General features: G+C 59.8%; 6 protein-coding genes. 2 read left to right on the top strand and 4 right to left on the bottom strand.

Annotation, left to right across the window (positions count from 1 at the left end; all coding sequences use genetic code 11):
* Window positions 1-360: 360 nt before the first annotated feature.
* From NVV99_RS25955 to NVV99_RS25970, 4 genes are all read right to left on the bottom strand, one after another.
* The gene (locus NVV99_RS25955) at window positions 361-525 is read right to left on the bottom strand and encodes a hypothetical protein (RefSeq protein ID WP_156665543.1); all 165 of its coding nucleotides are present in this window, start codon (window positions 523-525) and stop codon (window positions 361-363) included.
* A 1004-nt stretch (window positions 526-1529) separates the two neighbouring features.
* Complete coding sequence (locus NVV99_RS25960) at window positions 1530-2105, bottom strand: IS630 family transposase (RefSeq protein WP_197481974.1); 576 nt, start codon at window positions 2103-2105, stop codon at window positions 1530-1532.
* Entirely contained in the window at window positions 2084-2611 is a 528-nt protein-coding gene (locus NVV99_RS25965) for a winged helix-turn-helix domain-containing protein (protein WP_064257835.1), read from the bottom strand. Before NVV99_RS25965 ends, NVV99_RS25960 begins: the two co-directional genes overlap by 22 nt.
* Window positions 2612-2676: 65 nt before the next feature.
* On the bottom strand, window positions 2677-3096 hold the full coding sequence (locus NVV99_RS25970) for a DUF732 domain-containing protein (protein ID WP_156665631.1): 420 nt from the start codon (window positions 3094-3096) through the stop codon (window positions 2677-2679).
* Window positions 3097-3458: 362 nt separating this feature from the next.
* Here NVV99_RS25970 and NVV99_RS25975 point away from each other — a divergent pair, with 362 nt between their 5' ends.
* Together NVV99_RS25975 and NVV99_RS25980 are read left to right on the top strand one after the other, a co-directional pair.
* Complete coding sequence (locus tag NVV99_RS25975; protein WP_248957590.1) at window positions 3459-3755, top strand: hypothetical protein; 297 nt, start codon at window positions 3459-3461, stop codon at window positions 3753-3755.
* A 956-nt stretch (window positions 3756-4711) separates the two neighbouring features.
* The gene (locus NVV99_RS25980; protein WP_248957589.1) at window positions 4712-5056 is read left to right on the top strand and encodes a nucleotidyltransferase family protein; all 345 of its coding nucleotides are present in this window, start codon (window positions 4712-4714) and stop codon (window positions 5054-5056) included.

Genomic DNA, 5056 nt, shown 5'->3' on the forward strand with positions numbered 1-5056 from the left:
GTGGAGGATCGGCTCGATCGCTGCTGCGGCTCTCGTTCTTCTTCACCTGCAAGCACCGGCCTGGTGAGAAAACCTCAACGCACCTCGCAGCGCGCCTCGGTTGATGAACGCTCATTGGTCAGCAGAGAAAATAGCAGGAAGAGGGCGCCAATTATGGAGAGAATCACCAAGTAAGGCGAAGCCTTCTTGAATGCTGAAATTTCGCCCTCGCCACCTTCTCGATCCAATGTCATAGTTTCGCAATTTCCGTCTCGGACAAAACCTGGAACAGCCCGACCGATCGTGACCCGAACCTTTGCAACTCTGGGGCGAAACACATTTGGGCACAGTGCATCCTGGTCGCTGGAACCGGTGGGGCAGCTACTCGGTGAGCGCTCGATCGTAGTGGTAGCTGTCACCGTCAGGGGTGTCGAAGCCGCCGCGATCATCGATTGTGGCGCCGGGGTAATAGCGCGTGAGGACGTCCTCGGTGGATTGAGTGTCATCCACGCGGATGACCTTGTCTGGTGAGTCGGCGTAGGCCACGCGTGTGACAATGACACTGACACGCGGGTGGAGTGGACTGTGCTTCATAGAGTTTCCGCTTCCTCGTCTGGCTTTGCCGATGAATGAAACAGGCCTGCGCGCCCCGCCTCAACTCAAGATCGTATCGGATGCATCGCTGTGGGGGAGCGGCGCTTTAAGATCAAATTGCTACTCCGACCGGAACCTGCAAATCGCCGATAGCCTGAGCGGCGTGAACAATGGAATCTATTCGTGCAGAGCGGAATGCGACATCGACATCGCCAACTTCCTTGCAGCGGCCACTGAATCAAGGACCGAGATCGAGGTCCGGCACAGGGCCGTAGACCCGGATGACGCTTTCATGAGCGAGATGGTGCTCGAGTTCGAGTCCCCAGCATCGATCGACTCACTTCGAGAGATCATGCGGGGCTGCGTCGACCTTCATGTGATGAGGCAGTCCCTACGGCCATGTCCCCTAAGTGAGAATTCCCTCGAACGAGACGACGACATTGAATAAGTCGTTTGTTCCCAACTATTCCAAGGAACGTGGAGATCTTCAGATGAACAAGTACAGAGTCGGTTTCGTTGTGTTTCAGACCGTGAATGCGCCGTCGATCCGCGAGGCCGAGCGGGTTGCGCGGACTGGGATCGTTGCGGCGCAATCTCTCTGGCGGACAGAGGTCGGTGAGGAGCCCTGTGTGGCGACGAAGTTGGTTGAGGGATGACGGCCTGATCGTAGTGGCTATCTGCCTCTGACCGGATCGGTCAGAGGCAGATTTTGTGTCCGAGGTGTGAGGAGAGGTGTCTTAGTTTGTGCGACTGTGAGACGAGTCGGAGTGTGTGCTTCCGGACTGATTTGTGGGGTGTGGTCCGTTAGGCAGCGAGGAGTGCGTTGGGGCGCGCCTTGCGTGTGCGGATGCTCGAAGCGCCGCCGACTGTGACGTTGGAGTTGCTTCGGCGTTTTGTCGCGCGGTTGATGGAGTCCCGCCGTCTTACAGATGTTTCGGTAATTGAGTGAGTGGGGATCATAAGGAAAGTCCGGTGTGGTCGAGGAAACCGAGGCACAGGTCGTAGCTCGAGCCGATCCGGGCCAGCCCGGTCTCGGTCGCGGTGCGGACCTCGTCGAGGGTATCGGGACACAGGTTGGCCAGTTCGGTGGATTTCATGTTCCCCCAGACCTGTTCGATCGGGTTGAGTTCGGGCGCATACGCCGGGAGGCGTTCGACGTGGAGCCAGTCACGTTGGGTGGCCAGCCAGGCAGTCATCGCCCGGGACCGGTGGGCCATGAGCCCGTCCCAGAGCACGATGAGCTTCTCACCGGCGAAGTGGGCGCGGAGTTCGGTGAGAAACTCGATGAGCCTGTCGGTGTTGTAGGCGCCGTCGGTCATGGAAAACACGAACGCGCTTTCGCTGCGGTCGGGGCGATAGGCCAGCACCCCGGCCATGGACATGCGCTTCCACGAGAAACGGTGACGGAGTACGGGTGTGACACCTTTCGGCGCCCAGGTCGCGCGGACCACCGGGAGCAGCGATACGCCACTTTCGTCCTGGAAGCAGATCCATGCACCTCGGCGCCGCGCTATTTTTTTATCCGCGGCCACTCGTTCTCGCGCCAGGCCACGATGGCATCCTCGTCGCGTTCGACCGCCCGCCGCGTCGGCCGCTGCCGGCTCCAACCCAGCCGGGTCCGCAGGATCGTCCAGGTCTGGGTGGGACCGTAAGTCACGCCGGTGAGCCGCTCGATCACGATCGCGACCCGGTCCAGGGTCCACACCCCGGTGGCGAAGCCGTGAGCCTGGGGTCCTTTGAGCAGTTCTTCTCGGATCACCTCGACCTGGGTGTCGTCGAGACGCGGCCTGCGACCCGCCCGACCTGCACCTTCGAGCGCTTCACTTCCGCCTTCGGTCCACTGCCGAAACCAGCGGGACGCAGTCTGCTGGGACACCTCCAGCTCGACCGCGACATCGATCTGCCGCCGCCCCGCAGCGAACATCTCCGCCGCCCGCATCCGCCGCTCACGCAACGCCCCCAGATCACGGCGGGTACCGCGCTGCTTGACTTTCCGGGGGTCGGGTTCCTCGCCGGAACCGGTCTTCTTCCCTGCCATTCGTCAATGATCAAGCAGCACGGCGCGAATCACGTGCAACGACACGCCCTATTACCGAAACATCTTTAGTGGCAGAGGTAGGTCCTCGATAGTTGGACGAGGTCAGCCTTCTGAGTCGCGCTGAGGTTGTCGGCGAATGCAGCGGCATCTGCGGTGACAGTCGGCGCTGTCACTGCAGTGTCGCAATACGTCCGCCCGATGACTATTACTTCGTCATCGTTGAAGTAGACAATCTCTTTCTCATCCAACCAGTACAGATAGATTTGTTCAGGAGTGAACACCGAAGGATCCGGTGTATAGGGCTTATTCGATCCGCCCCCGTGTCGCGGTTCGTACGGTCCGTCCTTGGGCGAATATGTCGTGTTGATTCTCGTTGTACCGTCCACGGCATTGGGTTCCGGAACGTCCGTGCCGCACGACACGATCCCGACGATCGCAGCACACACGGCGACGGCTGCCGCTGAACTCTTTGCGTTGGGGTGCATGTTCCGGCACTTTACGGGCCACGCGAACTGTTCCATGCGGATTGCGCCCTTGGGTGGTGTTCCTGGGGCGATTCGGAGAGGTGATGAGGGGTCATCTGGATGTCATCGTTGTCGGCTACCTCTCGCGAGGTCACGAAATGGACTGGATTGTGTGTGTCGTGTCGTCGTGGTGTTCTGAAAACTGTTTGTTGAGATGGTTTGTCAGGGCGGTGTGTCGTGGCTGGTGGGGGCTGCTGTTGGTTGGGATTTCTTGTTTGTCCGTAGAGTTTTTGTCTGCCCGGTGGGGTTAAGTTCGGCCTAGGGAGGGACGGCTTTTGGGGCTATGGTGTGGGCTCCAGGTTGTCAATGGTGAGGAGTGTCTGGTGGCGAAAGTGTCGTGCCCGGTGTCAGGTTCCGGTCATCCGGATCATGCGGAGGGGTCGGATGAATTGCGGAGATGCTTGGCGGACGAGAAAGAGGCTGAGAAAAGGAGGAGAGATGAGCGGATCGCCGCGATGCTGCGGCCCGTGCCCGTGCAAGAGCCTGCTCTGAAGGTGGTCGATCCGAGGATGGTGGCGGAGGGCGAGGTTTCGGGGCTGTCGTTCGCGGAGCGGAGAGGCGCGGTGGGGAATCCGTTGCGGGCGCGTGAAGATTCGGATGGGCCGTCGTTCGGTTGGTGATGCACGTTGCTGGGCATGATGTTAGCGAAAGCTGTTGAGGGGCCACATATTATGTCGGTCAGGTGAAGGGTATCGCCGAATAGTGTTGTTATTACGGGGATATGGCTATTCGCGAGTGTGTGGACCTTGAGGGTGCGATGGAGCGCGCGAGTGACGAAGGGGTTTCGTGCGCTCGAATTTGACCAGGGAGGGAATCGCCTCTATTGCGGCGAATCTCGCGAGCACTTCACGTCGACATCACGGTACGAGGCAGCGGTAGCTCACCGGAGGGGGCGGTACCTGAATGTGCGTGGTTGACCTGCAAAGATGCCATGTCCCTGGCACTCTCGTTGGAGGCAGGGAAGCGACTAGAGATGAGAGTCTGCATAAACAGATCAGACGAACCCGCAATGGGACGAGTGGGAGAACGAAGCCCGAGCCGAACTTGTCGAGAAGTACCGCGACTTCGGATACCCAGCCTTGACCGGAAGGGTCAACAGGTGCGCGACGCTCGACGTGTATCGAGATGGCGAGCATGTCGGATACGTCGATGTTGACCCGTCGGGGATTGACTGGGTGATTCAAACGCGGAGGGTTTTCCTCGAAAAGCCGTTCCGATTCGACAAGGCGCTCCACGCGGAAGGAAAGTATCAGCCTCGGTGGGGGTTGTTTCTGATGGAAAAGGTGTTCGACAAGTTCCCTGACAAGGAAATCCGGGAAAGCTCGATCGACAACGATCCGTTAGGTGACCCGTTCCTGGCGAGGGTCCGGGGTGAGTACGCGATGCCGTACCACCAACGGAATTGTTTCCTCAACGAGGAGCGTCGGTGCACGTGCGGGGTGGGGAGACCACGGGCAATCGTGTCGTAAGTGCCTGGTATCCGAGCTCGACTCGGATCAGGACCGCGTCCTCCAACCCGATATCGACTACCGACGAGCTGATGCTTACGCTGGTGGGAAGGCGCTAAACTGCAGCTATGGCGCAGACGGTTAGTGAGCTTCGACTGCCAATTGCCCTTGCGGATCTGGTCGAGCTTTTGAAGAGCTACGGAGCAGCCGAAGCATGGGTGTTCGGAAGCTACGCGCGCGGGTCTGCGCGTCCTGACAGCGACCTCGATCTGCTCGTGACTTTTGCGGCAGACGGAGACCCCTGGGCGTTTTTGGCCTTGCAGGAGGAGTTGAACCGCCGGTTGCCGGGCGGGGCGGATGTCGTCACCCAGCTCAATAGGCACTTCGCGCCTGATCCTGATCCCTCCCGGCGTTTCCGGAGAGCTCATGGTGTGAGCGCTTCCTCCGGATTGAGGGTGCGCATGCGATCGTAG

This window comes from Rhodococcus sp. PAE-6 (assembly GCF_025290685.1).
Taxonomy (GTDB): domain Bacteria; phylum Actinomycetota; class Actinomycetes; order Mycobacteriales; family Mycobacteriaceae; genus Rhodococcus; species Rhodococcus pyridinivorans.

What these genes read in the sequence shown, in the direction of transcription:
- NVV99_RS25965 (WP_064257835.1), bottom strand. Translation starts at nt 2,611, where the DNA reads ATGGCAGGGAAGAAGACCGGTTCCGGCGAGGAACCCGACCCCCGGAAA.
- NVV99_RS25970 (WP_156665631.1), bottom strand. Translation starts at nt 3,096, where the DNA reads ATGCACCCCAACGCAAAGAGTTCAGCGGCAGCCGTCGCCGTGTGTGCT.
- NVV99_RS25980 (WP_248957589.1), top strand. Translation starts at nt 4,712, where the DNA reads ATGGCGCAGACGGTTAGTGAGCTTCGACTGCCAATTGCCCTTGCGGAT.